This window comes from Sporosarcina sp. D27, assembly GCF_000586555.1.
In the GTDB taxonomy this organism is placed as follows: domain Bacteria; phylum Bacillota; class Bacilli; order Bacillales_A; family Planococcaceae; genus Sporosarcina.
In genome coordinates this window covers 43,215-69,706 of record NZ_AZUC01000046.1, presented here as the reverse complement: position 1 = coordinate 69,706, position 26,492 = coordinate 43,215, and the positions used below count along the sequence as shown (strand labels likewise).

The window sequence follows — 26,492 nt, the reverse complement described above, 5'->3', positions numbered from 1 at the left end:
CTGACCCGAGATAACCGTAAATTTTGTACATATTATGGATATTTTTGTGCAGTGGATTATATCTTAAATACTAGTCGTTTTTATACGCAAATCCATCATCTTTTCATCCAGCAGTTGGAATGTTCGTGTTACAAGTTCTTTCGGTAGTTCTGCGTACAGGTCACCTAAACTGACCTCAAAGGAACAAGTCTCTTCATCGATTTCAACCAAATAGCCCGTGAAGCCCATACCCGTTTCCTGTTGAACCTCTGTCAGAACTGATGCTACCTGATCTTTCGCCTGATGGAAATGGACGTGAAACATATTGGATACGGGAATGTGAGGAACAGTTGAAACATCGTGGCAGGAATTAAAATATCCAGCAAGTTCCTTCGCTTCTTCAAAATACTGCCCCATTCTATGTGACCGTTGATCAAAATAATAATCAGACGTGATGACATAGGGATACAGGCTAATCAAATCGCCACCATAACGTTTTTTCCATACTTTTGATTTCTCCACAAAGCCACGATCACCCGCAAGAATCGCCCCCGCAATGCCGCCAAGTCCTTTGTACATCGAAAGATAGACGCTGTCGAAAAGTGCACAAACCTCTTCAGATGTCTTTTGATAATAAGGAAGTATTTCCAAAAAACGAGCTCCATCCAGATGCAGCTTAATGTCATTTTCACGACAATATATGGAGATTTGTTCTAGGGTTTCAAAGCTCGGTAATTGGCCGCCAATCTCACGTTGGGGCAATTCCAGTAACAAACACGCAATCCCTTCTTCCATTTTTAGAACATCATCTAACTCGATGACACGGTTTTTATCAGCTAGCAAAACAGACTTGATTTGATGCAATTCTTTCAGTCCGTCTTCTTCATGGATCTCTAAATGGCAGAGTGGATGATAGGCAACTTTTTTTGTGCCTTTTTCATCACACCAAATGCGCAATGCAATTTGTTGCGCCATGGTTCCGCTTGGAAAAAAGACCGCAGATTCTTTACCTAGGAATGTCGCCATTTTTTCCTGAAATTCCTCAATAACCTTTCCCTTCCCATACATATCACTGTTCATTTGTCCATCAATATTTTGAAAGGCATCCTGTAATATATTTGCCTTGCGTTTGCCATGATCTGATAACTGATTTTTGGTTTGAAGATATGATTCTTTCAATGTATCGATTTTGTTCATCCTGTTGCCTCCTGTTTTTAGAATTATTTTTATTGGATTGACAGGTTACTAAGAAAAAGCACCTTTCACGCCTTTTGTCTCTCTAAAAAAAATCTTCTCTATTTTATTAATAGTTATCTTAACATTGTTTATTCATTTAACTGGACCGATTACGGAACAAAATCTATTTATTCCATCCTACCATAGTCGCCCAATTGGAAGTGATAAAAAACACCTAATAAAAGGTATTGTTACGACACAGTATGGTCCTGCTGTGCAAAAAAGAAGCCCCGCCGAATAGGTGAGGTGAAATAAATTCACATTAATCAACAATGTGTTTCACAATGAAACTAGATGTGATAGTACTTGGTTGGTTATTAATCCAAATCTTCCATGTCCCTGCTTCAGGACTATTAAAAGTCATGATTTCAGGGTTAAGAGAATAACCATTGTAACTTCCGCCTCCTGGATAAATAGAAGGGTTCGTTAAGGCATAACCATATTTAGTTCCTTGTGGAGACTCTATTACCAAGTCAGGATATAAATCATTACTCAAGTTTGAAAATAACGCCTCAAATTTCAAGATATTTCCGCCCGATACAAAAACACTTCCAACCATTTTGTTTTCTCCAGCATTTATTACTCCAGTGATATCGCTATTCCCGTCTTATACCCTTTCTATCTTTCGGCTTTCGATAGGGCCTTCACCATGCAGGCGACTTTCATCGCACACGGCGATCCGTCAGCGGTAGATCTTTAAAACTTATTTCCCCTGCTATGAGTATATGCTAGTACAAGTGTTTAGAATACTGAGGTATATTAATGGTTTGAACTTTCTATTAAAAAACAATATATTACTATGACGTGTTTTGGTTCGAATGCGTTAGAAAAAGCCAACAGATTACTGTTGACTTTGTTTACGATTCTTCACCAATCGCCCCCGATTGTTTAATTCTTCAAACCTTTTGTAATGATGAAATTCTTATTCAAGAATTTTGCTTAATCATTTCTTCTACGTAATTTAAGATATTGGGATATGGAGAGTTTCCTTCTAAAAATTGCGATGCCATAACCAAAGGTAATATAACTGTATCCCTCTTCTTGGAATAAAGTACACTATAACTTCCAGGATTTTTGACCCCGTCAAGTTGAGATGAATAATGGTATACAGACTCAAACTCATACCAATGAAAGTCTTGCTTGATATTATTTTTAATAACTTCGCCTATATATGCACCTATACGATACGTAAAATTATCAAAATGCTTATTCAACAGTTCCGTACCAGCAACAGTATCCAATAATCTTTTTGCATATAAATCAATATATCGAATGCTTTCAACAGTGAAATCTAAATTTCTTTTAGTAAGGTTTTCTTTATCCCAGGCATCTTCAGAAACATCCCTATAATTTAATTTCGCTATTCCTTTTAAATCATCTTTTATTAACTTTGTTTTGTATAAGAAACCAAACATACCGGTAATACCCCTTTATCAATTTTATTTAAACTATCAACATTTGCGAAATCATTTACGAAACAACAAGGCCCTGTTTTTTGTAAAATGCTGTAAAATCAAGGAGACTTGATTGCTTAAAAAAAACTTTCCTCACATCATTTTTTACTTTTCTTATAATTATGCGGGCTCCATGCCCATACAAAATAGACACCTTGAAAATGCTACTATGGAAATCCCAAAATTGTTTATTCATCGGATTTAATACTTTTAGAATTGATTAGTTCTATTTTATATTTTCAACGGGAATTATTTTTTTATTAATTCTCCATGCAATGTATATAGCGACACCTGTTATTGGAAATTCTATGAATAAACGATAGGGAAGTTCAACACCTCTAGACACGAGCAAGTATTTTGATAAATAAAACACTGACAATGCAGCTATATATATTAGCATCCCCAAGAAATAAACAATTTTTTTACTATAAATAGACATGAGTGTACCCATTAATAATAAAACAAGTATATTGATCATTTTCAACCACCTATACTATTACACATGCAGATATCTCTAATCACATCAAACATGCCCGATTGTGGAACAAAATCTTTCTTCATCTTATCATAATCACCAAATTTGGAGTCATAATAAAACACCTCATATGAGGTGGTGTTACGACATGTATTGGTCTGGATGCGTCTTTAATAAGAACGTCAATAGATGATCTAATGTTGTTCAACATACGCGCCCGTTTGCTGAAAACGTTTAAACAGATCTGTTCCCTTTATTTTATGGTAAAGCATTTCTGAAAACTATAGATCCCATAATAATCTTTTAATAGTCTCCCTTACTTATATCTATTTAATATTTCTTGTGGAATATGACAATAATCATTTGGACATCTATCTAATCTATCTTGATGTTCTTCTGCACTTCTCACATAGTTTGTGAGAGGTAATACTTCAACAACTATAAAGTCATAATCATGTCTCTCACTAAGAAACACCTTCGCTTCTTTTAAGTGTTTAGGCTTTACACTATATACTCCTGTTCTGTATTTCTCGCCAACGTCCTGTCCTTGTTTATTCAAACTGTATGGATCAATGATTTCAAATAAATAACCCATTAATTCCTTGATCGTTACAACTGTCGGATCAAATCCTGTTTTTACACATTCGGCGTACCCATCATAATCTCCCTCAAGTGTATGACTTGTTCCATTAGCTCTTCCTGCTTCGGTAAACTTAACTCCAGGTAAAGTTTTTATAAAAGCTTGTACTCCCCATAAACATCCACCTGCAAAATATACTACTTCCATTTTGACTCTCCTCTTCGTTTAAGAAACAAAAAAATTCATTCCAAGTAAATTAGGAATAAACTGTAGTTACATAGTCTACTATACATTAAAATAATGACAAATTTTCTTATTCCACAATATGGTCCAATAGTTGAATATCAGTATTTATTCCATCGTACCATAATCAACCAATAGCTAGTAATAAAAAAACACCTTAATACAAGGTGTTGATGCTACACGTTATGGTCCGGGTACATCTTTAATATGAACGTCAATTGATGGTCTAATACGCACCTGTTTGTGAAAATGCGTATCCATCGGGAAACGCTCGGTTACCAAGCAATGGTTATTACGTCAGATTCAACGAATTCAATTACAAATGTAGGTGTTGGACAAAATATATACTGTTTATAAGAATCTTCTGCTGCTAGATGAGCAATATTTTCAAGAACCTTGGATAATCGCATTTTAACCCAAGGTAATGTACTAAAAGGAGGAAGGTCATCTTGTAAGAAAAGATAAACTGAATTCTCCGTGTACAGTTCTTTATCATTTAAAAACAATGTCACTTTATCGCTACTAACATTATGTATCACGAACTTGTTGTTCATTTTATCTAAATCTAGACTTACCCATTCGATTACCGGAATGCTCTTTATAAATTCAGTTTTCATTTTTTCCCTTTCTTCATCATCTAACAGCCCAATACCTTCCTTAGTTGAGAAAGGCTCCAACATCCAACCTAATTGCATCTGTACATCATCATTTCTTTCCTTCTCTTTTTGTTTTTGTAAGAGAAACTCTAACCTTGTTTTTCGTTGATTCGTGTCCATTGTACACCTACTCTTTACTATTTCATTCAAGTATAATTGATTTCCCACGAGTTGTTGACAGTTTTTATAATAAAAATCAAGCAGCCCTTTTTACAAGTTTATATGTAAGTTAAAGAACAATATCTTATTCCGTCGTACCATCCCCCCCAATTAATGGTCATAAAATACTCTTCATATTAGGTGTTATTACTACGTATTTTGGTCCGGGTGCGTCAGAAGTAGCCAACAGATCACTGTTGACTTTGATTACACTTCTTCAAAAATCGTGCCCGATTCTTGCACAATGCTGTTAGATTAAGGAACCCCGATTGCTTGTAAAAGAACTTTCCTCACGTCATTTATTACTTTTCTTATAATCATGTGAACTCCATGTCCATACAAAAAAGACACCTTGGAAATGCTAAAAGGAAATCCTAAAATTGATTTTTCATCGGATTTATTTCCTTTAGAATTGATTAGTTCTATTCTTTATTTTCAATCGGAATTATTTTTTTATTAATTTTCCAAGCAATGTATATAGCGATACCCGTTATTGGTACTTCTATGAATAAACGATAGGGAAGTTCTACACCTATAGATACTAATAGGTATTTTGATAACTCAAACATAGACCCTGCAGCTATAAATATAAGCATCCCTCATAAATAAACAACTTTTTTACTATAAATAGACATGAGTATGCCCATTAATAAAACAAGTATATTGACCATTTTCAACCACCTATTCTATTTCAAATGCAGATATATATGTCTAATCACATCAAACTTGCCCGATTGTGGAACAAAATCTTTCTTCATCACATCATAAACACCAAATTGGGAGTCATTAAAAAAAACACCCCGTATAAGGTGTTGTTACGACACGTTATAGTCCGAATGCGACATAAAAAAAGCCAACAGATACTGTCTACATCATTTTTTCTTTTTCAACTAAAGCAACCGTTAGTTCAATAAGACGAACCTCCAATAGTCAAAATATAATAAACAAAACTTATCTTCTGGCCATGCATTTCGAATTCTTCGTCATCAGTAGCTATTCTCTCAAATCCATTTTTCTCTAAAACTTTTTGAGACGCTTTATTGTTTGTTGTCGTTTTCGCTTTAATTTGTTTTATGTCTTTGTCAATTACTGTTTCTATTAATAATTTCAATGCGTTACTAGCAATTCCTTTTCCAGTATGTGCTTTCCCTACCCTATAACCGAGATGACCAATTTTATGAGATGCATCAATATCCACTAAATTTATTCTTCCTAGGATTGAACTATCTTTATCTTTAATTAAATAGAAATATGAATCTCCTTGTACTTGTTCTTCAAGTAATGCTTCGTGTCTTTTTTTAAAAATCTCAGGGATATAGTAGTCATCTCCACGAGAAGGTACCATTTTTTCGAAATTTGATCTGTTTTCAAGTTCAAATTTATACAAATCTTCGGCATCTGAAACTAGTAACTTTTCAATATATACATTCATATATTCTAACCTCCGTGTAAATCCCCATTTTACATTGTCGCCAATTGCAGATTTCTTGTTCATCTAAATCACCTGTTAGTTGAGTAACAGCATTTATACAATAGTACCATAATCACCCTATCAGAAGGCGTTAAAAAACACCTCATAATAAGGTGTTGATGCTACACGTTATGGTCCGACTGCGTCAGAAAAAGCCAAGAGGATAAAACAGTACAACTTTATGTTAACTGCTTTTTCTTCATTCTTGTGCCCTGTATGATAAGGGCGACATAGATTACGATGGCAATCGAATCTAAAATCGCATCCTTAAACCCTGAAGCGTCAAAGAATGCCGTCACACCAAGAATAGTCATCAATCGGACTATCAAAATCGCTACAATCAACCATGCTGAAAAACGGATTTTTGATTGATCAGTTTGGAATGACATGAAGATGAAAGCAATGCCAAAGACCAGATTCTCCACCGTGATGATGTGCCACACATACGTGAATATTGTCTGGGCTCCCACGGTTATCGTTTCAATGTTGAGCGTGGGTAGCACAGCGGACTGCCCGTTCCATGCGTGCGTAAAGGCAAACAGTATCGCAAGGACTCCTGCAATCAGATAATAAAAATTCGTTATCTTAATGTTCATCACAACCTTCCTTAGAAATTCCTAGTTCCTTCTTTCTCTTTCTTTATTATTGCAATGTATTTTTTAGTTTTGAATTTAAGAACTGACTTTGTCATTTAATAACACTAATCTGCCCCGTTAGTTAAAGAAGCATTTTTTATCTTAGTACCATAATCATCCAATTTAGAGACATAAAAAAACACCTCATAAAGGTGCTTGGTGCTACACATTAAGGTTCGATTGCGTCAGAGAAAGCCAACAGATCACTGTTGATTTTCATTATGCTTCTTCAACAATCGCGCCCTATTGTTGAAGATTGTTATTAAAAACCGGTAACCTTTAGTTGAATTAAAACACAATATCGAAAATTATGTTCCATATCATTTCCTTATCATTAATTCAAATTCTTCTACCTCATCGTTCCAATCATCGATTTTTTGAAGTTGTTTCATTTAGAGTTCGTACCAAAGATTATACGTGGTAAACTGAATCTATGATGCAATTTTGAAAGTAGGTTGTTCAATGGAATTTGTCATTTTTTTTATTATTGGAATTATAGGTAATGTAGTCGGTACATTGGTCGGAGGAGGAGGACTGATTAGCTTACCCACTATGTTACTTATGGGGTTACCCGTGCATTCAGCAATCGGTGCAAACAAGGTTTCCAATACTGTCAGCTCACTCTCAAGCTTTCTTGTCATATTAAAGAGAAAAGAAGTTTCCACAAAAGAAGCATTATTAGTCCTAATGTTTTGTCTTGGAGGAGGTATTTTAGGTGGACTCATTGCTTCCTTTTTAAGCGGAAGTACCCTAACGCTTATTGCAATCATTTTATTAAGCTTTGCATTTGTAACTTCCTTCATGAATACAGGTAATTTTGATGGAATTGAACAGTTTCATGCAAGTAAAAAATCAGGAACTGCACTAATTGGTATAGGAATGTATGACGGAATGTTTGGGCCAGGAAGCAGTACACTTGCGATGTATTTATATGCAAGCCAAAAAATTGCCTATATCCGAGCAATTGGCTTAGCAAGAGTTGGGGTTTTTGCAAGTTGCTTTGGTTCTTCCATCACTTACATATCAACGGGTAAAATTTTCTGGCCACTTACCATAGCATTAATGCTTGGATCCATTGTTGGTGCACAGTTCGGAGTAAGATTAGCTCGTAAATTAAAAACGGAACATGTAAAACCACTTCTTAGATTAGTAACAGTTCTTTTAATCGTACAAATGATTGTAGATTACTTTAATTTTTAAAAGTATCTTTTTCGTAGATTCTAATTGAACTACAATTCTAACCAGACAAATAAGACGTCCATCATACTTTTGGATCGACGCCTCCTTGATTTAAGATAATATTTATAGGGGTTCTAAAAAAAATTTGAAATTCTATTCAACTGGTTCTTCAACTATCCTGCTCCGTTAGTTGAAGAACCATTTGGAAGGCATTAAAAAACCACCTTTATACAAGGTGCTTCCTGCTACACATTTTATTCCGAATGTGTAACAAAAAAAGCCAACTAAAAGTGACTTACCTTGTTAAAACTAAAGCACCCGTTGATTAAAGAAGGAATAATCGTTTAGCCTCTTCCGTGTAATTCTTCACACTCTTGCAAAGTGATTATATCTAGTTCGGGTTTCGGTGGGTCATCTAACATCGCAAGAAATTCAATTGAATGACAATCAGGGTCTTTAAAGTATATAGATACAGCAGGCATAAAAGGAAAAACCAATAGATTTTCAGAACGCTCACCCAAAAAGTTAGTTGTTTCTATTCCTAGATCAGATAAATATTCTCTTGCAGAGGAGATATCTTCTAAATCGACTTTAAATGCAAAGTGTTGTCTTTGGATTAAAGGACTTGGATAATTCTCTCTAATTCCAAGCATAGAATCTCCAGGTCTTCCAACCCAATAAAATTTTGATTTCCTGTTAGAATCTTCATACAATGGTATAATGTTTAGAAGTTTTTCATAAAACAATGCTGATTCTCGATAGTTACTGACATTGATATGAGTTTCAAATATACCTTTAATCATTAATATGAATGTCTCCTTTTTCTACCAGACTACACTTAACTTGAATTTTTTATTGAACTAAGCTCCCCAGTTAGTTGAATAATTATTTATTATCATAGTACCATAATCGCCCAATTTGGATGCATTAAAAAAACACCTCATAAAGGTGCTTCCTTCTACACATATTTGTTCGATTGCGACATTAAAAAGACCGACAATAGACGATCTCTTGTTGTTTAACTTTCACATCGTATTGTAGAACACTTACTCAAAAAAGACACTTGGATACTCAATTATACCAGAAGAATGATTAAGAGAGCCTTCCTGTAATTCAATAGCCATTAACGCTTCTTCAGGCACTTCAAATGGCGCTTTAATTTTCCATATGGATGACTTTCGAAAACCGAATTTCGGATAATATTCTGGATGACCTAGCACTACTACTGACTGGAATTTAAGCTTCTTCGCCTCTTCTAATGCTTTCTGTATTAAAGACTTACCAATTCCTTTGTTTTGGAAATCAGGTGAAACAGAAACAGGTGCGAGTGCAAGAGATTCCGTTTTTTGATTGTCGTCATTACCAATTAACACTTTAGATAAAAGTATATGTCCTATTATCACATTGTTTTCTTCGTTGACAGCTACCAAGGATAACTCTGGTACGAATGAACCTAATTGTCTAATTCTCGATACCAACTTATGCTCATTTTGATCACTTTGAACTGCGGAAGCAAATGCAGTTTCTACGACCTTCTCAGTTGATTCATAATCGCTTTCCTGTTCTTGTCTGATAATAAAATTCATAATTACAGCTCCTAGTTCTTTTATATATCCTGTTAAAAAAACCATGTTCAAACAGGACTTTTTAACAGCACTTCTTGTTAGTTGATGAACTTTATTATGATGGTAACATAATCCACCCTTTAGAGAAACTTTCGTAATATAATCTTTCTATTACACATTATCGTCCTTATACGGACAAAAAATGGATTCAATAAAAGTCGTCGAATTCGGACCCTATTTTCCGGACTTCTTTATTTGATAACTCAAAGAATACATCTTGAGATACCTCTAATTTCAGAGCATCTTCTTTTTCCATATCCGAGTAGATTCCGCGCAATATCCTTCCGGTTAAACCATGAGAAACAGCGATCACTTTAGGTTCATTTTTTACACTTTCAAGCCAATCAGTTAATCTCTTCACAACCGTCTCATAACTTTCTCCATCTGGGGAATTAAAATACCAACCATATAAATCTCTGTTATTAAATAGGTTCGGCCAAGATAACTCGATTTCTTCAGAAGTTAATCCAGCCCATGACCCTACGGCAACCTCACTTAGGCGATTATCCTTTTCTATTTTATTATAATCATAGCCAATTGTTTCACAGATGATTTTAGAACTTTGTAAGGCCCTTCCTAATGGGCTAGAAATAATTCTCCAATCATTTGAATCTCCAATAATAACCTTTAATAATTTTGCATTTTGTTTAACTTGTGCTATACCACTTTCGGTTAAAGGGGAATCTAATTCCCCTTGGTACCGACCTCTTGTATTAAAAACTGTTTCTCCATGACGAAGTAAATATAGTATTTGACTCAAATCCATCCCTCCCTTCTACATGATAATTTAAAATGAGTTATATCGGAATAAATATTTTTGCAACTATTTTTATATTTCGCATTAGGGTACGACTGCGTCAGAAAAAGCCAACAGATCACTGTTGACTTTGTTTATGCTTCTTCAAGAATCGCTACCGATTGTTGAAGAAGCTTATTATTTGTCTGAAGAGAGTAATTCTTTAGAAAGTCCGTTGTCTTCACCATATCCCAACTTGCCGATTTTCCCCTTTTGCTTAGTAGAGAACAGAACAACTCCTGATACATCTGCTGTTTTTTCTTTTTCACCATCTTTTAAATAACCGACAGTTGCAGTGAAGGTATATCTGTTGGAATCCTTTTCAGGTTGTTTAACGACTGTGTCTTTCAAATTTAATTCGTAACCAGAAAATTCTGCCGCAGTCGGATACATTAGCCCTCCTGTTTGAAGAAATGTGACTAGATAGTCTTCTGTAAAAAAATCTCCATATACTTCTGTGATGTACTTATCGAACTTCTCATTGACTTGCTTTCCATCTACGACCTTTGTGTAATCAGGATTCTGAAGCAACTCCATCATCTTTTCGTCTGGACCGTTGAACTGAAGCTTAAGGACTTTTTCGACAATACCCACATTTGGATCCACTGCCTGGGTATTTGAACAGGCAGCGAACAATACCCCAGTAAGTAGCAACATAAAACTAATGAATGACACTTTGAACGCTTTTACATTTTTATTTGACATGACATTCCCCCTCCCTTTGTTTTATTTACGCAATTCGTTTCTGTAAAGATTCAATTGTCATTACAAATCATCTTCTCTTACTCATCAATTTGGTCCAATTGCGGAACAATATCTATCACCACATTACCATAATCATCCAATTCAGAGTAATGAAAAAACCCCTCGTAGAAGGTGTTGTTACGACACGTTATGGTCCGACTACGACAGAAAAAGCCACCCTCTTGACTTTGTTTACACTTCTTCAACTAAAGCACCCGTTCGTTGAAGAAGACACTCGAGTGATTTAATAAAGGATTCTCACTAATGTGTGTAGAATACTTACTGTAATACTGAAAATAGGTGGGATAAAATGGTGAATCAGGTTTGTGTTATAAGTATTTACGTGCCAAATTTAAACAAAGCAATTGACTTTTATACCAATACTTTAGGTTTTGAATTAAACAAACAGTATGGACCTAACATTGCATCACTTGTACATGGAGAGTTACCGATTATTTTAGAGGAGAACAATAATACAACCTCTAATCAAGATAATAAAATTACAGGAATTGTATTAGGTTTACGAACTGAAGATATTTATGAAACCGTTAAATTCTTAAAAGAGAAAAAAGTGGATTTTATAGTAGATGAACCAACTAATTGTCCTCCAGGAAAATATATTAGTTTCAAAGACCCCTTTGGAAATATTTTAGAATATCTCCAATTTGAAAATATATAACAAGCATTAAAAGTTCAACATAATTGTTGAACTTTTTTTAATCTCCCTCTCGCATTAACCTGCAGCGTTAGTTGAATAACCATTCGTTATAATAATACAAATATTATCCAATTCGGAGTCATTAAAAAACACCTCATAAAGGTGCTTGGTGCTACACATAATGGTCCTAGAGGCGTCTTTAATATGATGATCTCATGTTGTTCAACAAACGCACCCTCTAAAGGAAAATCGTTCTTCGTTATTTGCTTGCTAAAATCATTAAAAACATCGGTCTCCGATTTTCATTTTCCATTTGGGGATCATTTTTTAACATTTCATCAGAAGGGAATGATTCTTTAACTGTACTAATAATAAAACCTGCGTCAATCAAGTCGTTCATATATGTTGAGATTGTACGATGATATTTTATGACATTCTCATTTAGAAATAGTGCTTCACGCACTCCTTCTTTTTGATAATTATCAACTGGCCAATGCAGGCGATTCCCATATTCGTCATAGTACCAATCTTGTTCATTTCGAGAAGTGAAAATTGGGTGCTCAACAGAAAAAACAAAGCTTCCCCCAGAACTAAGAGAATCATAAACATTTGCACATATTGACTTAAATGACTCAATGTAGTGAAAAGCAAGCGAACTTATTACTACATCAAATTTGGATTCTGAATAAGCATAGTCTTCTATAGAAGATTTGACGTATGATATTAAGGAATCACTCGTCAGTTCACGGGCTCTTTTAATCATATTTTCGGAAATATCTACACCCACAACTGAACTTGCTTGCTGCTCACGAGCATATCGACAATGCCAACCAAAACCGCAACCTAAATCAAGAACATTTTTATTTTTTAAATTCGGTATTAATTCTTTTAGTATATGCCATTCTCCAGCACCTTTAAGTCCTTTAATAGACCGAGGCATTTGTTCATATGCGAAAAAGAAATTTGAATCATCATATTTATTTTGTTTCATCGATAAAACATCTCCTGTTACTTTAATCATTTAAGTAGCTATTTGTGGCTCTATGAACATAGAAACCACTTGTTTGGATAGTACCATAATTAATAACTTATCGATACTTCACTTATATGTTTGCCACGACGTGTTATGGTCCGAATGCGTCATAAAAAAGACCGTCTGTCACGATCTCTTGTTTTTCAACAAACGCGCCCATTTGTTGAATCATCATCTACAAGCCATTCGATAAACATTAGCACTTGTAGGTACAAAGAAAAAAATCATTTTTTTCTATTTATCAAACGTACAATGCCAAACACAATAAGAATTAGAGCAATTGGTAATGTATAAAATTCATTAATAGGTGTTAGAAAACCTATAAAGAAAGTTACAATACCCAACAGTATTATTCCGATATCCAAACTATTCACCCCGTTTATACATTGTCTTTCTAGCCCGATTGCGGAACGAAATCTAATTATTCCACAATACCATAATAAACCAATTCTGAGTAATAAAAAAACACCTCATATAAGGTGTTGTTACGACACTTTATGGTCCTGGTCCGACACAAAAGCCAACAATTAGTATGTTGACTTCAGTAATCCGTATTATATGGGTACAGTTCAAAGAATCACTTCACAAGGTACTTACTAATTTGAAGTCACTTTTTTAGTTCTGATTTGCTTTTTTTTCTAATTTTGAAATAGCATTAAAAACCGCATTACGATTTTTGGCAGATTTCATCCACAAAGGTAGCCTACTTTCTACACTAAGATAATAAGGACGACATTCTCTTAGTTCAGCTTGAACATAGTTTTTAAGATACTCTAAATGTTCGAGGTTATATGCCCATGAAGTCTGACCACAACACAGGATTTGTAAATATAAAGGATAGCCAAAATACCAGTCAAATGCCCCTCCAATGTTTTTAAATCCCTCATTCCAATTACTACTATATGATATTATAGATTGATTAAAGCTGTTGTTTTTTGGAATAATTTCATTGGTCATTCCACAGTTTAAACAAATAAACCTTTTTGTAATTCCTGTGCTATAAGGGTAGTGTTCACCCAATGGAATAACCTTTGATTTACTATTACAATTGGGACAAGCTACAAGGAATTCATAACTGAAACTTTCTAACATTCGGTGCTCATTTTTAAAGTCTTTTTTCATTTATATGACCACGATTTATTTTAGATAAATTTATATCTCCACAAAATTTACAGTAATTCCTTATTGAACTAACCTGCCTCGTTTGTTGAATAACAGCATTCAATCCATAGCACCATAATAACCCATTTGAAAAGCATTAAAAAACACTTCATAGTAAGGTGTTGCTACGACGTGTTATGGTCCGGATACGTCATAAAAAAAAGAGTCCGTAGACGATCTCTTGCACTTCAACTAATGTCCGCAATGCTTGAACAATGATTCTTTAGAAATCAATAGAATTTGCTATCTGAACTAAAATTTCAGGAGTTATGCTATCAGAAACTTTTTTATCGATACTGAACACATATTGCCAATTATCTCTTTCAAACGCTAGCAAATTAAAACCAGGAATTGGTTTTTCCATATACTTTGCATCACTGCCGTTATTCAGTTTAAAGGTTCTGAGAACATAATTGTCACTAAACTGAATTTTATGTTTAGCAGGACGAACATCAATTTTGAAATGATTTTCAGAGAACTGATCATTAATAAATATTACTTCAAAAGTGTCATTAATATCGCCTTCTAAATTATTTAACCTACCGAAATAATGAGTAAAGCTTATTGGAGGTACTCTAAGCGGAAGCTTAAGCTTTTGTTTGAAATGCTGTTCAAAATCATCCAACGCACCTTCCACAGTTTTGTAACCTATTTCAGCATAAACTTCTTCGTAACGACTAGGCTTATCGTTTGCGACTGCATATATCGTCAACAAACAAAATGAAATCAACAATAGCGACAGAGTTTTGATCATTTTTAATCACCTCAAATATTCTTTAGGTGTATGATCCCCAGCTTTATTAAAATTATTAAATTTACATTGCTAATTAAACCAAATAGCTCGATAGTGGAGTAAAAGTATTTATACTATTGTTCCATAATCAACCAATTTGGACTCATTAAAAAAACACCTAATTATAAGGTGTTGTTACGACACTTTATGGTCCGAATGCGACTTAAAAAAGCCAACAAATAGTATGTTGACCTCAGTAATCCTTATTAAACTAAAGCACCCTAAGTGCAATAAGAAACTCATTTGATTCTTTCTAAAATTGATTTAATAAAATCCGCTTTTTCCTCTGTATACTTATGTTTATTATTTTTATTTGATGACGACAACTTTAGTTTAAGTTGTTCGTACTCATTTCTTGCCTGATTATTCTTTCTCAAATATTCTCTAAATTTAAGTTGTTCAAGTAAATATTCATTTCCACTTTGAAACATATGGATTTGATGAGTTCTAGGTTCACCTTTGCTAAAATAATGTCTATCAGGTAAAATATTTGTCCCTCTATACGAATAACCTATTTCGTCTAGAGGAGAAACACAGTCCTCTCCTTTGCTAAATTCTTCAACTTCCACAGCAATATCTAAGATTGGTTTTGCACTTAATTGTTTAACTGATGTGCTACCTATATGATAGACACCCACTATTTTTCTACCAAGTTTATTCTGTATTCTTTCTTTTTCTATTAAGAATTCAGTTTCCCACTCTGCTGTCCAAGGAACTAAAAACACCTCCCCCTTTGGTAAACCAAGCATATGTTACACCTTCCATCTACAAAGTTATTTGCTTCTTCTCAGTTTATACTATAATATTCACATTTCTTCTTCCACTATCATGCCAAGTTAGTTAAAGAACAAAATCTATTTTCATCGTACCATAATCACCCAATTAAAAGGCACTAAAAAAACACCCTATAAAAGGTGTTGCTACGACGCATTACGGTCCGGGTATGACCTAAAAAAACCTTCACTAGAAGATCCTTTCTTGTTCTACAAACGCCCCCTTTAGTTTAAGACCCAATCGTCCAACGATTCTTCAATAATGTTTTCTGTGGTGGTAAATGGGAGTGTGTGATATTCCCAGTCAAGGAAACCATTTTTAGACGCTCTAGTTAAAAAAATCATTTCAAGTTTATCTTCAACAAAGACTTGCGTTAAATAAATATTGTTTCCGGAGTATTTAGTATAGAAGTTGAGATCAATTATTTCTAACAGATTTTGTCCTTTTCTATCTCTTTCGGCATTTATTTCACTGACATAATAATCTGCATTACTTACTTTGTTTTCTTGTAACTTTAGGTACACTGTATCTAAATTCACCAGAATAACAACAACTAATATTACAAGAACAAACGATATAATTATCTTTTTCATAAACTTCCCCCATAAGTCAAGTCAACTTCTTCCTCTTCACTCTACTACCCTCTTAGCACAAAAGCTAAGTTCTTCTTCAACTCTTTGGCCCGCTTGCAGAACAAAATCTATTTATTCCATCGTACCATATTCCCCCAATTTCGAGGAATTAAAAAACACCTCATATAAGGTGTTGTTACGACACGTTATGGTCCGGATGCGTCATAAAAGACTGTCATTAAATGACCTAATGTTTTCTACAAACGCCCCCGATTGACGAAATGAAAAATCTTTATTCTGCTTTGTGTACTGAATCTATTGCCTGTTTGAATTCATCTGGTTTTTGAGTACCGATTACCACTTTGTTATACTTCAACCTTAATTCTACTCCCTTTTTCCCATTCAAGTTATAAGCCGTTTCACCCTTGGAATTAAAACGAATTCCCCAACCTCCAAAACGTTTGAGAGGGCTATAAGTAAGTGTTTCATAGTTACTAATTTCTTTAAATAGGAACTGCTTATAATGAATTTGGAAAGGAAATAAACGCACGTAAATTCCATCACTACGAACTTCAATAATTAACTTCAATACTCCAAGCATTAACACTGGGAGAGTAACTCCAAAAAGCACCCAAAGAATAATTATAACCACATCTGAGGCAGGATTATTACCTATTGGCACGTCAAAAACAATTTGCTGAATGAACCAGTACCACATATAGGCAGCTTCCAATAAAATCAGCACCCATAACCAAATTTGTTGTGGTCGTTGAATTTCTCGATACAATACTTTAATTTGTCTATCCACCTAGATACCTCACTTCCTCACAAATAGCCTGTTTGCGGAACAAAATCTATTTATTTCATCGTACCATAATCACCAAATTCTGAGTAATAAAAAAACACCTAATTCAAGGTGTTAATACGACACGTTATCGTCCGAATGCGACATAAAAAAGACCGTCAGTAGACGATCTCTTGTTGTTCAACCAACGTGCACGCTTATTGAATATAGAAATTACAGGGCTTTAATTTCGCTAATGAATAACAAGAGAATAAATCCACCAACAACTACAAAGCCTAAAATGAGCCAAATCAATAAAAGACCACTAGCGGTAAAAAATATTTTTTCAAACCATTTGCTATTGATAAACCTCATTTTCTACCTCCGTCCATATTGAATCTGACCCGTTTACGGAACAAAATCTATTTTTCCCACCTTACCATAATAACCCAATTGGGAGTCATTAAAAAAACACTTCATATAAGGTGTTGTTACGACACGTTATGGTCCGGATATGACATAAAAAAGACCGTCAATAGACGATTTCTTGTTGTTCAACTAACGCTATCGATAGCGGAAATACAGATTACTTAGTTCTTTTTGCAAAGATTTTTTTAACAAATTCCTCTTTGAAATCTGTATATTCATTTATTCCTGTTGAAGAATCTTTTAAGTACTCTAGTTTTATTTCTAAATATTGCTTCCTTGCATCTTCATTTGAATTTAGATGGTCTCTAAAAAAGATAAGATTGTTCCAGAGTTCTTTCTGAAATTCGACTAAGTGGATAAAATGCGTCTTTTCTTTGTAAGTGTCATCGGTAAACTTTGCTAGCACAATTTCTCCTGGCCTCTCGACTTTCAATCTTAAGAATCCTGCTTCACTAAAGCTCTTGAATAACGGCTTTTCTACCTCTTGAAGATCGTCAACCCCAACTATAATATCTATTAATGGTTTTGCAGACATACCTTTGATCGCCGTACTCCCAATATGCTCAATGCGATATTCCTCAAGATTTGTGTACTTCAATAATTCATTTTTGACTTAAATAAATTCATCTTTCCATTCGGGTGTATAGCTTTCTAACCTGACTTCATCACTTTTAAGTCCTAATTGCAAAGTATATTCCCCCTTAATGTTTCCTGTAACTGGTATAATCCTTGAATTACAGTATTTATCTCATCATACCATATTCACCCAATTGGGAGTCATAAAAAAACACCTCATATAAGGTGTTTTTACGACACGTTATCGTCCGGGTGCGACATAAAAAAGACCGGAAATAGAAAATCTCTTCTTGTTCAAATAACGCACCCGATGAATGGATAATAACTTACTTTATAGTGTTTCTAAAATCTCCTTGGCAATTTCATCAAGTTCTTCATAGAGTTCATTCTGTGTAGGCGTTTCGGACACCCTTGTTAAATATTCTTTAAACTGAACTTTTGACTCTACTGGCAATTCAATTACTAAAAAGTGCATAATAAACCACTTCCAGTTATCATCATTGGAAGAAAACACATCTTGCACATGTGGGACAATTTCCTCTGGAAAAGTTAAAAGTATTTTCAATACACTTGGTGCCACTGGCCAATTTATATCTTGAATCCATTCGAGTAAACCAGGCAATAATGGCAATATTTTATCTCTATCCATTTTTTTAATCATTTCCACGCGATCTGTATCGTACTTATGTCTGGGCAAAAGATCTATAAAACTTTCGATATATATCACTCCCTTTGATTTTTATACATGGCTCTAACTTTGGCATGAAAATTTGGAGCCCTAATCTAGCCAATAATTCAGGTAAGTGCAAATCATTGTTTAGGAATTTTGCACGATAGGTGAATATCAGCATTCATTAAAACATACCATAATCACCCAATTGGGAGTCATAAAAAAACACCTCATATAAGGTGTTTTTACGACACGTTATAGTCCGAATATGTAACAAAAAAGCCAACCAAAAGTTGACCTGTCTTGTTAAACTCAGGCACCCGTTAGTTTAATAAGATTATTCTTTAATAATCTTAATTTTGCTTGTAATCTATACTTCGACTATAATCGAAATATAAAATGCAGAAAGGTCGATAAAAATGAGTATTAATCCTAATGTAGCTGTAGTTGCATCCCTCCTTGGAGAAACCTCGCGGTCTACAATGCTTACAAGTTTAATGGATGGTCGTTTTCATACTGCTAGTGAACTAGCATTCATGTCTGAAATAACACCTCAAACTGCTAGCTTTCACCTATCTAAATTAGTAGAAGGCAACCTTATTAATGTTGAAAAACACGGACGGCACCGCTATTATCAGTTAGCCAATAAAGAAGTTGCACACCTTATAGAAACATTTCTCTCAATTTCTCCACCTCCTGAAGTACGTTCTTTAAAACAGTCTAATCAAGTAAAATTACTACAGGAAGCTAGAACTTGTTATGACCATTTAGCTGGAAAATTAGGAGTCACTTTAACCGACTCTATGTTGAACTCCAATTACTTAGAAAAAGAAGACAGAGTATTTATTGTTACACCTAAAGGAGAACAATTCTTTACTGATTTCGGCATAGATTTAACTGAATTAAAGAAAAAACGACGCTCATTTTCTCACGTTTGTTTAGACTGGAGTGAACGTCACTATCATCTCGGCGGTGCTTTAGGAAATGGACTGCTGACACACTTTTTTGAAATGAATTGGATCGTGCATATTCCATCTATTCGTGCTGTAAAAGTTACTGATAGTGGAAAAGAAGGATTTAAACAATTTTTCAATATTAATATTTAGTTAATGGGTTATATCCCTCTCCTTAGTGGACAGATTAAGTTCGTTTTCTTTTTCTGTCCACTAGTAGGAAGAGGATCTATTCGAGCTTAGACAGATTATTTATTAATTAAACTTTCTTCAATACTTTTCTTTGCTGGAAATTCCGATTCACTAGATAGATACCCATTATTATTAACAAGCCACCAACTATAAGTGACGGATATAAAGGCTCTCCTAAAAGTAGCCAACCAGACAAGACACCAAAGAATGGAGCTAAAAATAAGAAGGCGCTCGTCTTCCCTGAATCTCCTTTTTGTAAGAGATAAAACCACACAGCAAATTGAACAATAGAAGACATTATACTTAGCCATAATAAAATGGACAAGGATTCACCATTCAAAATGAAAAAAGGACTTTCAAGTGTGAAACTTCCAATTAATAGTAGTAATCCACCAAATAGCATCTGATAAGCGGATAGGACCCATGTATCGAAAATTGCCCCCCACTTTTTAGCTAATAATGTGGCCAGTGCCCAAAACACGGCGGAAAAAATGCCGAAAAGAATACCAATCTTAAATTCAATTTGTGCCCCCATTGTTATAATTACCCCTACCAACCCTAAAAGAACACCGATCCATTGATAACTTGTATAACGTATTTTCAAAAAAATGGTACCGAATACAACTACAAGTAATGGATTCATGAATGTTAGAATCGAGGATTCACTAGCTGTAATCGTTCGCAAACTCAAGAAAATACAGCCCATAACACCGGCTGTTTGGAAAGCTCCAATGATCAGCATTCTTATCCAATTCTCTTTAGATGTTGGATGTGGCCTCTTTAAAACGATAACGATGACTACCATTATGATTCCCGCAAGTATGAAGCGTAATGCTGCTAGCAGCAATGGGGATGCGTATGGTAAACCCATTTTAACGACAGCAAAAGATGAACCCATTAAAAATGTTGTTAAAAGTATCAACGATGTAAATTTGAAAGTATTCATTTCTTCTCTCCCTACATACTATAATGACCTATCTATGGTTATTATAAATGTAGATTACTTCAGCAAGTATCGAAGTATGGAATGCATTTCTCGAAAAAAAACTATCACAACCTCAAAGGTTATGGCAGTTCATTCTATTATTTCTCTTCCGAATACCTCGTATTATCAAATCCACGTTTAGCTTCTCTTCTTAAACTATACTGCGTCTTTAGTTGAATAACAGTATTTATTCCATAGTAGCATAATCACCCAATTGTGAGTAATTAATAAACACCTCATATAAGGTGTTGTTACGACATGTTATGTTCCGAATGCGACATAAACAAGACCGTCTGTCACGATCTATTGTTGTTCAACAAACGCACCCGATTGCTTTAATAAAAAGTTTTAGTAAAGATTTAAAATCAAAGTGGGAAGGTATTCTTTTTAAATTTACATTTCTTTTTTGCTTCTTTTTACTAAAGCAACTGTAAAAGTAACTACACCTATTAATAAACATACTGTTGAAGTGATAATAGCAGCTAGCAATAAATACATTTCCATCAACAAAGTGTCCCGATTGCGGAACAAAATCTATTTATTCAATAATACCATAATAACCCAATTAGGTGTAATAAAATAAACACCTCGTATTAGGTGTTGCTACGACACGTCATGGTCCGAATATGACATAAAAAAGAGCGTCAATAGACGATCTCTTGTTCAACAATCGCGCCCGATTGTTTTACGAGGAAATTCTTTTTTTATTTCTTATTACTCTGATAATAAACATGATAATTACGGTCGTTACAAGTAGAAATCCATTAACGAAAGTAAACGCAGCACACATTGCTGCAAGATAACCACCGCCTTCTCCTCCTCCGAAACGAAGAAATAATTCTCCACCTTTAATACCAAGAACATCGAAAACCATCATCATAATAATTCCTAAAATAATAACTAAACTAAGATTTCCTCTTTTCAACAATAAGAAGGATCCAATATTTAAAGAGATTAGTAATAAGAGAAATAGTAATACTATTAAACCAATAATTTTCTTCTCCTCCTTCTTAAATTTAGTATTAAAGCCTGAACTTGAATACAACAATTAATCTTTTATCTAGCCCGATTGCGGAACAAAATCTATTTATTCCATAGTACCATAATAAACCAATTTCGAGTAATTAAAAAAAACACCTAATATAAGGTGTTCATACGACACGTTATCGTCCGAACGGGTCTTAGACGTTCTGCTCTGAATGCGTCTTAGCCCATAGCCGCAATAGTCCGATTAGCGATTTCGATTTCAACTTCCGAACGGATTCCATAATCAATTCCGCCGATCAACTTAATTTCGGGAACATCTTCAATCTTCATGCGATCAGCCATAACTAATACTGCGTACGATTCTACCAATTTCTTTTGTATGATATTCATCTACAACACTCCTAATTCTATTAGTAAATCAACCACAATTAATTCCGTTTTTGCTTTATCCGCTTCATCTGCACCAGGCGTGATGGACTCTAAAAAATCACGTTCAGCATTTTCTTGTTGCATAATCGTTTTTTCTTCTTCTGTAAATTCCGATTCGGTCACTTCATTAGACTTACAGTTTACAAGAGCTCTCATTACCTCACCCCATAAAGAAGTATTTTTAAACCGGGTTTAAAAAGGCTACTATCCTCAAACTTTATTTTTATAGATGTGATTGGAGTGGATTTATTATACTTACCGACCACTAAACTAGTATTAGACGAATCATGCGAACCGATAACTGAAATGATTTTTTGGTTATTACTGGCATACTGAAAAACTTCTAACAAAGAACTAATGACCTTTCCTGCGCCCGCGTTATATGGGACGCCTAGTACTATTCTTTTATCCGCTATGCCCATACTTTGATCCGGTACTTTTAGTGTGTAAGATAACGTGTTGTCGTTATTTAATAATGCAATTAATGTCGTTCCCGAAATCTCCGAACGCTCTGCATTATAAACAAGTACTTTTTAATCCTTGTATCCCTGTGGAATATTAGAGAAAATCACCTCGGCGATTCCCGATCCGCTATACTCCTGTATTAATTCCATACTGCCACCGGGCAATGCACTTACACGACCATTTTCGTCAACGGTTAAATTATCCCCTACAACGACATGACCTAATTTAGTTAACGACGCTTTTTCCGCCTAATGCGTCTTAAGGAAAATCCGAATCTCCCGGATTGATACCACTAAATCCGCTTCATCAAATCCTTTATAAAGAAGCTAGCTTATAGACTTTGCACAATCTGTGAATACATATATACCTCATGCTGCTCGAAAAAACCTAATCTATCAAAAGCCGAATGGTCAAAAGAAATGTTTCATGCACTAGCATCTTTTTTGATTTTGAACATTTTATAAAGGGAACTGCTAAATTTAGGAGAAGTATTGCTTACCCGAGTACAAGTATTGATTCAAATTTTTCATCGATTCGATTTTGAAGTGTCTTTTCAAATCAATAGAGGAAGATATGCCTTTGGACAACCAATTCTAGGTGCCCCGAAAAACTTGAGGGCTTCATTCAGGCGCTTAATTTATAATTCACATCCACAACTACAAAAATAGTAGCGAACTGATGCTAAGTTGATCGTATTATTGATAAAAAAGAAGAAATTTCCCTTGAGCTTGAAAAGACTATGGATCTATAAGAGTAATTTCGAGAAGAGTGATAAATGTTGAGCAAGTTTATATATAGTGAGGCATTGTGAAGGGTCAGGACAAGCCCCTGGAGCACCTTTGACTGTACAGGGCACGCAACAAGCTGAGCAGTTAGCTGAAGTTCTTCTCAACTCTAAAGGTCCATCAAATCATTTCTAGTCCTTTCGAGCGCGCAATTCAATCGATCTTCCCTTTTGCACAAAAGGCTGTAATTCCAATTGCAACTGATGAACGTTTGAAAGAACGAGTGTTAAGCAACGAAAATCATGAGGATTGGTTAGACATATTGAAAGCAAGTTACGAGGATATGGAACACCGGTTCGATGGTGGTGAATCCAGCTCGGAAGCATCGAACCGAATTATTGAGCTGTTTGAAGAGATTAAAAGGTGTGAAGTGAAAACATCTATCAAAGTGACTCATGGTAATTTATTTTCCCTAGCGATAAAGTATTATGACCAGGCTTTTGGATTTTCCGATTGGAAGAAACTAAGTAATCCTGACATTTATCTACTCTAGCTTGGTGGTGATCAAGTAATTATTAGATGCTAATGGGAAGATCGTGAATAAATGTAATTAAAGAAATTAAAGATGCTAAAAATATATAATCCTTCAAATTGTTATTTCACTTAGTTTAAGTTATTTCAATTAGGCATGTTTTTATCTAAAGAATAACACCTGTTGAGCAAACAAAAAAATAACCACCGCGACTACTCGTCTTAGTAGTTGGGATGGTTACTTATAACACTCTTATCCTAGTTGTCAACCACGCTTCATACGATTATCACACTTCAAAAAGTTATTAGACCAATCCAATCTGCAGAGTTGGATACCAGAAATTCCTCTACAGTCTTGCCAATAATTTTCCGAGCTCTTCGCCCATTTTTGTCCAGGAATATTGAGCTCCCTCGATAGCACCTTGGCGTGCTTTTGTTTCTTCACTAAATCCTGTTTGTTCGAAATGCAGATTAGTTCCTCCATCTACACTCTCTTTTAACGTCCAAGTGACAGTAGTCGCTTCTCCAGCACTGACCCACGTGTAAGAAAGCGTATGGGGCTCATCTACTACTAATACTTCACTATCTACAATCCCATTCCACCATTCGTTTGGTTCTGAACGAAACTTAAATTTGTGTCCTACAATTGGTTTAAAGTCATTATCCCATATCCAATGTGCAAGCTTTTCGGAATTTGTTAGCGCATTCCAAACTTTCTCGATCGAACTTTTATATTGAAAATCTAAAGATACATCAGGCTTCATAAATCTTCCTCCAATAACTTGTTTAGTTTTACAAATCGGTCTTTCCAGAATCCTTCGTAGAAAGAGAGCCAATCTTGAATTTCTTTCAATGGTTCAGCGTTCAGACGGTACCTCGTTTCCCTGCCAACTTTTCGTGCGCATACTAGATCCGCTTCTTTTAGAATTGCCAAATGTTTTGAAACTGCTGTGCGTCCCATTTGAAAATGCGTCGTAATCTCATGGAGAGGCAATTCTTCCACATCTGCAAGTAGGCGAATCAATTTTCGTCTAGTTGGATCAGCAACTGCACCATAAACGTCCCCTGTTGGATTTTTCCCTCTCAAAATCACCCTCCTCCTTTTCTAATTATCCCTTTTACTACAATAGTTATACTTCATGGAAAACAAAACGACACCAATTAGTGTCCTAATAATTATAGGACACTAATTGGTGTCTCGTCAAATCTATTTGACTTTCTATTACGATAGTTAACTTTTCCTTTGAGCAGTTTTTTTATCTTATCTTAATCGATATCTTCCTCAACAAGTCTTTTAAGAGCAGACAGCTTATCCTCCCAGTATGGTTCGAATAATGCTAGAAAATCCTGTATTTCAACAAGGGGGTTCGCTTCAAGTATATAGCGGGTTTCCCGTCCCACTTTTCGACTTTTTACAATTCCAGCATTCGAAAGAATATGAAGGTGCTTATTTACTGCAGTACGACTAATAGGAAAATGATTGGCTATTTCTACAATCGACATTTCCTTCCCAGCAAGTAATTTCAATAGGGTTCGTCTGGTAGAATCGGAAATCGCTTGGAACACATCGTGCTTCCTTTGCTCAGACATATTAAACTTCTATATATGCAGGTAATTTCACTTTTACAATCTTTTCCCAACCGCCATTCATGGTATCTCGTACAGGTGCCTGTTCTGCATTCCATCCCGAATGGATAAGAGTAAATTCTGTTTGTTGTCCTTCTAATTCTTTCAATTCAAACGTTAGATGCCATCCTTTATCCCAGTCAAACCCTAAACGATGTGGTGGTTCAAGCTCCGTAACAGTACAAGGTGAATCACCATAAGGTCCTGCATGAAGAACAAAATCCTTTCCTAACGCGGGCTCAAATGTATTGGGCATCCACCATGCAGCCAGCCCTTCCGATGTAGAAACGGCTTTCCATACTTTTTCAATTTGCGCGTTAAGAATAATGGTTTTACGGATTTCTGGTAGTTTATCTTTTGTATTCATCTCTTCATTCCTCCTGAAAATAAGTAACACCTTTAAGTGTTACTTTGGATATTAACACGGGTCAGTTCAAATCACAATTTTTTTATTGTTAATCATCGTTTGTTATACATATATTAGAACAGTTCTGTTATACTGATAGTAGATCAGTTAGGAGGTGACCAGGTGTTCATCCAAATCGAACCAACATCCGATATTCCGATTTATACTCAATTAGCCAATCAGATCATTGAATTGATAGCACGAGGTCAATTAAAAGGAGGCGATACTTTGCCTTCAGTGAGAGCTCTAGCTTCAGATCTCAGTGTGAATATGCACACTGTCAACAAGTCATATCACGAACTTGAACATAAAGGGATCATTCGTATTGTGCCTAAATCCGGAGCTATCATTAATCCAATAGTTCAAGAAGGAATCACGAATGAAAACAGTCGCAGGATCATCGAGCAACTTAAGCCTATTATCGCTGAAGCTATTGTGCTCGGGATGAGTCCTGAGGTGATCCAAGAGCAGACTACATCTATTCTTATAACTTTGAAGGGGGAATAACCAC

General features: G+C 35.0%; 32 protein-coding genes and 1 pseudogene. 5 read left to right on the top strand and 28 right to left on the bottom strand.

The annotated features are described in order from the left end of the window. Positions 1-63: 63 nt before the first annotated feature. The 7 genes from N693_RS0108445 to N693_RS0108405 all read right to left on the bottom strand — a co-directional run bounded on the left by N693_RS0108445 (position 64) and on the right by N693_RS0108405 (position 6,849). The gene (locus N693_RS0108445) at positions 64-1,176 is read right to left on the bottom strand and encodes a low specificity L-threonine aldolase (RefSeq protein WP_025784360.1); all 1,113 of its coding nucleotides are present in this window, start codon (positions 1,174-1,176) and stop codon (positions 64-66) included. Positions 1,177-1,477: 301 nt separating this feature from the next. Then, on the bottom strand, positions 1,478-1,774 hold the full coding sequence (locus tag N693_RS0108440; RefSeq protein ID WP_025784359.1) for a hypothetical protein: 297 nt from the start codon (positions 1,772-1,774) through the stop codon (positions 1,478-1,480). 367 nt (positions 1,775-2,141) lie between these two features. Next, the gene (locus tag N693_RS0108435) at positions 2,142-2,630 is read right to left on the bottom strand and encodes a hypothetical protein (protein ID WP_025784358.1); all 489 of its coding nucleotides are present in this window, start codon (positions 2,628-2,630) and stop codon (positions 2,142-2,144) included. 830 nt (positions 2,631-3,460) lie between these two features. Further along, positions 3,461-3,931 (bottom strand): peptide-methionine (S)-S-oxide reductase, encoded by a 471-nt coding sequence (locus tag N693_RS0108425; RefSeq protein ID WP_025784356.1) that lies wholly within the window; start codon positions 3,929-3,931, stop codon positions 3,461-3,463. 311 nt (positions 3,932-4,242) lie between these two features. Further along, positions 4,243-4,743, bottom strand: a complete 501-nt coding sequence (locus tag N693_RS0108420; protein ID WP_025784355.1) for a hypothetical protein — start codon at positions 4,741-4,743, stop codon at positions 4,243-4,245. Positions 4,744-5,689: 946 nt separating this feature from the next. Next, the gene (locus N693_RS0108410) at positions 5,690-6,214 is read right to left on the bottom strand and encodes a GNAT family N-acetyltransferase (RefSeq protein WP_025784354.1); all 525 of its coding nucleotides are present in this window, start codon (positions 6,212-6,214) and stop codon (positions 5,690-5,692) included. A 218-nt stretch (positions 6,215-6,432) separates the two neighbouring features. Beyond that, positions 6,433-6,849, bottom strand: a complete 417-nt coding sequence (locus tag N693_RS0108405) for a hypothetical protein (protein WP_081760190.1) — start codon at positions 6,847-6,849, stop codon at positions 6,433-6,435. A 501-nt stretch (positions 6,850-7,350) separates the two neighbouring features. On the opposite strand from N693_RS0108405, the gene N693_RS0108400 reads away from it, so the two are divergent. Next, a complete protein-coding gene (locus N693_RS0108400) occupies positions 7,351-8,088 on the top strand; it encodes a sulfite exporter TauE/SafE family protein (RefSeq protein ID WP_025784352.1) in 738 nt (245 codons plus the stop codon). Positions 8,089-8,411: 323 nt separating this feature from the next. Here N693_RS0108400 and N693_RS0108395 read toward each other — a convergent pair whose 3' ends face one another. The 4 genes from N693_RS0108395 to N693_RS0108380 all read right to left on the bottom strand — a co-directional run bounded on the left by N693_RS0108395 (position 8,412) and on the right by N693_RS0108380 (position 11,193). Continuing rightward, positions 8,412-8,870 (bottom strand): VOC family protein, encoded by a 459-nt coding sequence (locus N693_RS0108395; RefSeq protein WP_025784351.1) that lies wholly within the window; start codon positions 8,868-8,870, stop codon positions 8,412-8,414. Between the two features lie 243 nt (positions 8,871-9,113). Further along, complete coding sequence (locus tag N693_RS0108390) at positions 9,114-9,653, bottom strand: GNAT family N-acetyltransferase (RefSeq protein WP_025784350.1); 540 nt, start codon at positions 9,651-9,653, stop codon at positions 9,114-9,116. A gap of 187 nt (positions 9,654-9,840) precedes the next feature. Beyond that, the gene (locus N693_RS0108385; RefSeq protein ID WP_253271170.1) at positions 9,841-10,458 is read right to left on the bottom strand and encodes a histidine phosphatase family protein; all 618 of its coding nucleotides are present in this window, start codon (positions 10,456-10,458) and stop codon (positions 9,841-9,843) included. Between the two features lie 168 nt (positions 10,459-10,626). Further along, positions 10,627-11,193, bottom strand: coding sequence for a hypothetical protein (locus tag N693_RS0108380; RefSeq protein ID WP_025784348.1), 567 nt, complete (start codon positions 11,191-11,193; stop codon positions 10,627-10,629). Positions 11,194-11,542: 349 nt separating this feature from the next. Here N693_RS0108380 and N693_RS0108375 point away from each other — a divergent pair, with 349 nt between their 5' ends. Next, a complete protein-coding gene (locus N693_RS0108375; protein WP_253271169.1) occupies positions 11,543-11,911 on the top strand; it encodes a VOC family protein in 369 nt (122 codons plus the stop codon). A 238-nt stretch (positions 11,912-12,149) separates the two neighbouring features. Here N693_RS0108375 and N693_RS0108370 read toward each other — a convergent pair whose 3' ends face one another. The 9 genes and pseudogenes from N693_RS0108370 to N693_RS0108330 all read right to left on the bottom strand — a co-directional run bounded on the left by N693_RS0108370 (position 12,150) and on the right by N693_RS0108330 (position 18,739). Beyond that, positions 12,150-12,881, bottom strand: a complete 732-nt coding sequence (locus tag N693_RS0108370) for a bifunctional 2-polyprenyl-6-hydroxyphenol methylase/3-demethylubiquinol 3-O-methyltransferase UbiG (protein WP_025784346.1) — start codon at positions 12,879-12,881, stop codon at positions 12,150-12,152. A 657-nt stretch (positions 12,882-13,538) separates the two neighbouring features. Then, entirely contained in the window at positions 13,539-14,045 is a 507-nt protein-coding gene (locus N693_RS0108365) for a hypothetical protein (RefSeq protein ID WP_025784345.1), read from the bottom strand. 262 nt (positions 14,046-14,307) lie between these two features. Further along, complete coding sequence (locus N693_RS0108360; protein ID WP_025784344.1) at positions 14,308-14,838, bottom strand: hypothetical protein; 531 nt, start codon at positions 14,836-14,838, stop codon at positions 14,308-14,310. 278 nt (positions 14,839-15,116) lie between these two features. Beyond that, the gene (locus N693_RS0108355; RefSeq protein ID WP_025784343.1) at positions 15,117-15,626 is read right to left on the bottom strand and encodes a GrpB family protein; all 510 of its coding nucleotides are present in this window, start codon (positions 15,624-15,626) and stop codon (positions 15,117-15,119) included. Between the two features lie 249 nt (positions 15,627-15,875). Beyond that, positions 15,876-16,244, bottom strand: a complete 369-nt coding sequence (locus tag N693_RS0108350; RefSeq protein ID WP_025784342.1) for a hypothetical protein — start codon at positions 16,242-16,244, stop codon at positions 15,876-15,878. A gap of 271 nt (positions 16,245-16,515) precedes the next feature. Then, positions 16,516-17,031, bottom strand: a complete 516-nt coding sequence (locus N693_RS0108345; protein ID WP_025784341.1) for a DUF6141 family protein — start codon at positions 17,029-17,031, stop codon at positions 16,516-16,518. Between the two features lie 210 nt (positions 17,032-17,241). Next, a complete protein-coding gene (locus N693_RS20185) occupies positions 17,242-17,382 on the bottom strand; it encodes a hypothetical protein (protein WP_156028889.1) in 141 nt (46 codons plus the stop codon). 211 nt (positions 17,383-17,593) lie between these two features. Next, a pseudogene (locus tag N693_RS19035) lies at positions 17,594-18,124 on the bottom strand (GrpB family protein). Between the two features lie 219 nt (positions 18,125-18,343). Next, on the bottom strand, positions 18,344-18,739 hold the full coding sequence (locus N693_RS0108330) for a DUF5071 domain-containing protein (RefSeq protein WP_256378130.1): 396 nt from the start codon (positions 18,737-18,739) through the stop codon (positions 18,344-18,346). Positions 18,740-19,101: 362 nt separating this feature from the next. Here N693_RS0108330 and N693_RS0108325 point away from each other — a divergent pair, with 362 nt between their 5' ends. Next, complete coding sequence (locus N693_RS0108325; protein WP_025784339.1) at positions 19,102-19,788, top strand: helix-turn-helix transcriptional regulator; 687 nt, start codon at positions 19,102-19,104, stop codon at positions 19,786-19,788. 106 nt (positions 19,789-19,894) lie between these two features. On the opposite strand, the gene N693_RS0108320 is transcribed toward N693_RS0108325, so the two are convergent. From N693_RS0108320 to N693_RS0108305, 4 genes are all read right to left on the bottom strand, one after another. After that, positions 19,895-20,773 carry a DMT family transporter gene (locus N693_RS0108320; RefSeq protein ID WP_025784338.1) on the bottom strand — a complete coding sequence of 293 codons (879 nt, stop codon included), beginning with the start codon at positions 20,771-20,773 and terminating at the stop codon, positions 19,895-19,897. 724 nt (positions 20,774-21,497) lie between these two features. Further along, positions 21,498-21,857 (bottom strand): hypothetical protein, encoded by a 360-nt coding sequence (locus tag N693_RS0108315; RefSeq protein ID WP_025784337.1) that lies wholly within the window; start codon positions 21,855-21,857, stop codon positions 21,498-21,500. Positions 21,858-22,018: 161 nt separating this feature from the next. Further along, positions 22,019-22,189, bottom strand: a complete 171-nt coding sequence (locus N693_RS20180; RefSeq protein ID WP_156028888.1) for a CD1375 family protein — start codon at positions 22,187-22,189, stop codon at positions 22,019-22,021. Further along, positions 22,190-22,384: a hypothetical protein gene (locus N693_RS0108305; protein WP_025784336.1), complete on the bottom strand. Its 195-nt coding sequence runs from the start codon at positions 22,382-22,384 to the stop codon at positions 22,190-22,192. 1,185 nt (positions 22,385-23,569) lie between these two features. Between N693_RS0108305 and N693_RS19030 the strand changes: the two genes are divergently transcribed. Then, positions 23,570-23,971 (top strand): histidine phosphatase family protein, encoded by a 402-nt coding sequence (locus tag N693_RS19030; protein WP_371257555.1) that lies wholly within the window; start codon positions 23,570-23,572, stop codon positions 23,969-23,971. Between the two features lie 325 nt (positions 23,972-24,296). Here N693_RS19030 and N693_RS0108290 read toward each other — a convergent pair whose 3' ends face one another. The 4 genes from N693_RS0108290 to N693_RS0108275 form a co-directional block, all read right to left on the bottom strand. Further along, entirely contained in the window at positions 24,297-24,713 is a 417-nt protein-coding gene (locus N693_RS0108290; protein WP_025784334.1) for an SRPBCC domain-containing protein, read from the bottom strand. After that, positions 24,710-25,036 carry a helix-turn-helix transcriptional regulator gene (locus N693_RS0108285; protein ID WP_037592988.1) on the bottom strand — a complete coding sequence of 109 codons (327 nt, stop codon included), beginning with the start codon at positions 25,034-25,036 and terminating at the stop codon, positions 24,710-24,712. Before N693_RS0108285 ends, N693_RS0108290 begins: the two co-directional genes overlap by 4 nt. A gap of 179 nt (positions 25,037-25,215) precedes the next feature. Next, the gene (locus tag N693_RS0108280) at positions 25,216-25,539 is read right to left on the bottom strand and encodes a metalloregulator ArsR/SmtB family transcription factor (protein WP_025784332.1); all 324 of its coding nucleotides are present in this window, start codon (positions 25,537-25,539) and stop codon (positions 25,216-25,218) included. Position 25,540: 1 nt separating this feature from the next. Continuing rightward, positions 25,541-25,942, bottom strand: a complete 402-nt coding sequence (locus tag N693_RS0108275; RefSeq protein WP_025784331.1) for an SRPBCC domain-containing protein — start codon at positions 25,940-25,942, stop codon at positions 25,541-25,543. A gap of 162 nt (positions 25,943-26,104) precedes the next feature. Here N693_RS0108275 and N693_RS0108270 point away from each other — a divergent pair, with 162 nt between their 5' ends. Further along, positions 26,105-26,488, top strand: coding sequence for a GntR family transcriptional regulator (locus tag N693_RS0108270; RefSeq protein WP_025784330.1), 384 nt, complete (start codon positions 26,105-26,107; stop codon positions 26,486-26,488). The last annotated feature ends 4 nt before the right edge of the window (positions 26,489-26,492 follow it).

Coding starts and splice junctions, on each gene's coding strand:
- N693_RS0108390 (WP_025784350.1), bottom strand. CDS start 9,653: ATGAATTTTATTATCAGACAAGAACAGGAAAGCGATTATGAATCAACT.
- N693_RS0108365 (WP_025784345.1), bottom strand. CDS start 14,045: ATGAAAAAAGACTTTAAAAATGAGCACCGAATGTTAGAAAGTTTCAGT.
- N693_RS0108355 (WP_025784343.1), bottom strand. CDS start 15,626: ATGCTTGGTTTACCAAAGGGGGAGGTGTTTTTAGTTCCTTGGACAGCA.
- N693_RS0108380 (WP_025784348.1), bottom strand. CDS start 11,193: ATGTCAAATAAAAATGTAAAAGCGTTCAAAGTGTCATTCATTAGTTTT.
- N693_RS0108435 (WP_025784358.1), bottom strand. CDS start 2,630: ATGTTTGGTTTCTTATACAAAACAAAGTTAATAAAAGATGATTTAAAA.
- N693_RS0108320 (WP_025784338.1), bottom strand. CDS start 20,773: ATGAATACTTTCAAATTTACATCGTTGATACTTTTAACAACATTTTTA.
- N693_RS0108420 (WP_025784355.1), bottom strand. CDS start 4,743: ATGGACACGAATCAACGAAAAACAAGGTTAGAGTTTCTCTTACAAAAA.
- N693_RS0108440 (WP_025784359.1), bottom strand. CDS start 1,774: ATGGTTGGAAGTGTTTTTGTATCGGGCGGAAATATCTTGAAATTTGAG.
- N693_RS0108410 (WP_025784354.1), bottom strand. CDS start 6,214: ATGAATGTATATATTGAAAAGTTACTAGTTTCAGATGCCGAAGATTTG.
- N693_RS0108360 (WP_025784344.1), bottom strand. CDS start 14,838: ATGATCAAAACTCTGTCGCTATTGTTGATTTCATTTTGTTTGTTGACG.
- N693_RS0108305 (WP_025784336.1), bottom strand. CDS start 22,384: ATGAGAGCTCTTGTAAACTGTAAGTCTAATGAAGTGACCGAATCGGAA.
- N693_RS0108395 (WP_025784351.1), bottom strand. CDS start 8,870: ATGATTAAAGGTATATTTGAAACTCATATCAATGTCAGTAACTATCGA.
- N693_RS0108425 (WP_025784356.1), bottom strand. CDS start 3,931: ATGGAAGTAGTATATTTTGCAGGTGGATGTTTATGGGGAGTACAAGCT.
- N693_RS0108370 (WP_025784346.1), bottom strand. CDS start 12,881: ATGAAACAAAATAAATATGATGATTCAAATTTCTTTTTCGCATATGAA.
- N693_RS0108280 (WP_025784332.1), bottom strand. CDS start 25,539: ATGTCTGAGCAAAGGAAGCACGATGTGTTCCAAGCGATTTCCGATTCT.
- N693_RS0108350 (WP_025784342.1), bottom strand. CDS start 16,244: ATGAAAAAGATAATTATATCGTTTGTTCTTGTAATATTAGTTGTTGTT.
- N693_RS0108445 (WP_025784360.1), bottom strand. CDS start 1,176: ATGAACAAAATCGATACATTGAAAGAATCATATCTTCAAACCAAAAAT.
- N693_RS20185 (WP_156028889.1), bottom strand. CDS start 17,382: ATGAGGTTTATCAATAGCAAATGGTTTGAAAAAATATTTTTTACCGCT.
- N693_RS0108325 (WP_025784339.1), top strand. CDS start 19,102: ATGAGTATTAATCCTAATGTAGCTGTAGTTGCATCCCTCCTTGGAGAA.
- N693_RS0108400 (WP_025784352.1), top strand. CDS start 7,351: ATGGAATTTGTCATTTTTTTTATTATTGGAATTATAGGTAATGTAGTC.
- N693_RS20180 (WP_156028888.1), bottom strand. CDS start 22,189: ATGAATATCATACAAAAGAAATTGGTAGAATCGTACGCAGTATTAGTT.
- N693_RS0108275 (WP_025784331.1), bottom strand. CDS start 25,942: ATGAATACAAAAGATAAACTACCAGAAATCCGTAAAACCATTATTCTT.
- N693_RS0108405 (WP_081760190.1), bottom strand. CDS start 6,849: ATGAACATTAAGATAACGAATTTTTATTATCTGATTGCAGGAGTCCTT.
- N693_RS0108375 (WP_253271169.1), top strand. CDS start 11,543: ATGGTGAATCAGGTTTGTGTTATAAGTATTTACGTGCCAAATTTAAAC.
- N693_RS0108385 (WP_253271170.1), bottom strand. CDS start 10,458: ATGGATTTGAGTCAAATACTATATTTACTTCGTCATGGAGAAACAGTT.
- N693_RS0108290 (WP_025784334.1), bottom strand. CDS start 24,713: ATGAAGCCTGATGTATCTTTAGATTTTCAATATAAAAGTTCGATCGAG.